The sequence below is a fragment of the Actinomycetes bacterium genome (genome assembly GCA_036000965.1).
Lineage (GTDB): Bacteria > Actinomycetota > CALGFH01 > CALGFH01 > CALGFH01 > DASYUT01.
Genome location: DASYUT010000054.1, coordinates 1 through 2222 on the forward strand (window position 1 = coordinate 1; position 2222 = coordinate 2222).

General features: G+C 72.9%; 1 protein-coding gene and 1 pseudogene. One reads left to right on the top strand and one right to left on the bottom strand.

The annotated features are described in order from the left end of the window. Positions 1 to 1747 (top strand): AAA family ATPase (locus tag VG276_04130; protein HEV8648593.1); only part of this gene is annotated, 1747 nt, incomplete at its 5' end. 104 nt (positions 1748 to 1851) lie between these two features. On the opposite strand, the pseudogene VG276_04135 reads toward VG276_04130, so the two are convergent. After that, a pseudogene (locus VG276_04135) lies at positions 1852 to 2222 on the bottom strand (transposase).

Below are 2222 nucleotides of genomic sequence, written 5' to 3' on the forward strand. Positions count from 1 at the left end.
GCTGGCGGTGCGCATCTACAAGAGCTACCGGGACGACGCGATCCAGGTCGTCCGGCGGGAGCCGTACCGGCTCGCCACCGACGTGTGGGGCATCGGCTTCAAGACCGCCGACACGATCGCCCAGCGCCTGGGGATCCCCCATGACAGCCCCGAGCGGGTCAAGGCCGGCCTGCAGTTCACGCTGTCGGAAGCCAGCGACGACGGCCACTGCTACCTCCCCGAGACCGAGCTCGTGGCCAGAGCCGCCAAGCTGCTGGATATCGACGCCGAGCTTGCTGGGCGCTGCGTGGAGGAACTGATCGCCGAGGAGGGCGTGGTCGCCGAACCCCTGCCCGCCGCCCCCGGCTCGCAGGGCGACCCTGACAGGGCAGGCAGGGCCGTCTGGCTGGTCCCCTTCCACCGCGCCGAGGCCGCGCTGGCCGGCGGGCTGCTGCGCCTGCTGCGCGCCCCCGCCGACCGGCTCGCCGCGTTCCAGGCGGTGGACTGGGCGGTCGCGCTCGATTGGCTGGGCCGGACAACGGCTACGACCCTGGCGCCCGAGCAGGCCGCGGCGGTCCGCCTGGCGCTGACCGAACAGGTGGCGGTGCTGACCGGCGGGCCCGGCTGCGGCAAGAGCTACACCGTCCGCGCCATCGTCACGCTGGCCCGCGCCAAGCACGCCAAGGTGCTGCTGGCCGCGCCGACCGGCCGCGCCGCCAAACGCCTGGCCGAACTCGCCGGCATGCAGGCCGCCACCCTGCACCGGCTCCTGCAGCTCCGCCCCGGTGGGGACGCCGCGTTCGACCGCGACCACCCGCTGGACGCCGACCTGGTGGTGGTCGACGAGGCCTCCATGCTGGATGTGCTGCTGGCCAACAAGCTCGTCAAGGCGATCCCGCCCGGCGCCCACCTGCTGCTGGTCGGCGACGTCGACCAGCTCCCCAGCGTCGGCGCCGGGGAGGTCCTGCGTGACCTGCTCGCCGCCGCCACCCTGCCGCGCGTGCGGCTGACCAAGGTGTTCCGGCAGGCGCAGCGAAGCGGGGTGGTCACCAACGCCCACCGCATCAACGCCGGCCACCAGCCCGTCACCCACGGCCTTCCCGACTTCTTCCTGTTCGCCGCCGACGACGCCGAGCAGGCCGCCGACCTGGTCGTGGACGTGGTCGCCACCCGCCTGCCGCGGCGGTTCGGGCTCGACCCCCGACGCGACGTGCAGGTGCTGTGCCCCATGCACCGCGGTCCGGCCGGTGCGGGCGCGCTCAACGAGCGCCTCCAGGCCGCGCTGACCCCGGCGCGAGAGGGGCTGGCCGAGCGCCGCTTCGGCGGCCGCGTCTACCGGGTCGGCGACAAGGTCATGCAGCTCCGCAACAACTACGACAAGGGCACCGCCGGCGTCTTCAACGGCTCGGTCGGGATCGTCACCGCCCTCTCACTCGACGACCAGGAACTGCGGGTGCTGCTGGACGAGGACGAGGAGGTCGGCTACGGGTTCGACGAGCTCGACGAGCTGACCCACGCCTACGCCGTGAGCATCCACCGCTCCCAGGGCAGCGAGTACCCCTGCGTGGTCATCCCCCTGGTGATGGGCGCCTGGCTGATGCTGCAGCGCAACCTGCTCTACACCGCCGTGACCCGCGCCAAGCAGCTCGTCGTGCTGGTCGGCAGCCGGCGCGCGCTGGCCAAGGCGGTCCGCACCCAAGGCGCCGGGCGCCGCTACACCGCCCTCACCGAGCGGCTGCCCGGCGGCGCCCCGCCGGCGAAGCAGTAGGAGAACGTTTCGCTCCTTGACGCTGCTCGATCGGGCCCTTACGCCGCCTTCCGGATACTGCATCCCGTCTGCGCGCAGGTAGGTACGCTGTCTGAGCTTGCCGTTTAAGCTGCCTGCCCGAATCGGGCGGCGAGTGTGGTCTCGCGTTTGATCGTTTCCCGACGTGGTGACGGGGTGCGGGACGGCGGTTGGTGGAACGGGGTGGCCGTCCAGGGCCGGGCTTGCCGGGTTTTGGTGCACCGGCTGGGCACGTGGTCTTCGCGCGGATGTTCCGGAACCCTCGCCGGACGCGGGCCGGGGTGAGCCGACCGGGCGGGGCGGGTCGCTGCCATGGTCGGCGCAGATCGTTGGCGAGCGGCCGGGCGAGGCGGAGCTGGGGATGCGCGGCGGTGAGCAGCCAGGTCCACCGGTCGGCGGCCTGGGCATCGCGGAGCTTCGGTGCGGTCCAGCCCAGCGTCTGCTTGAGCATCCGGAA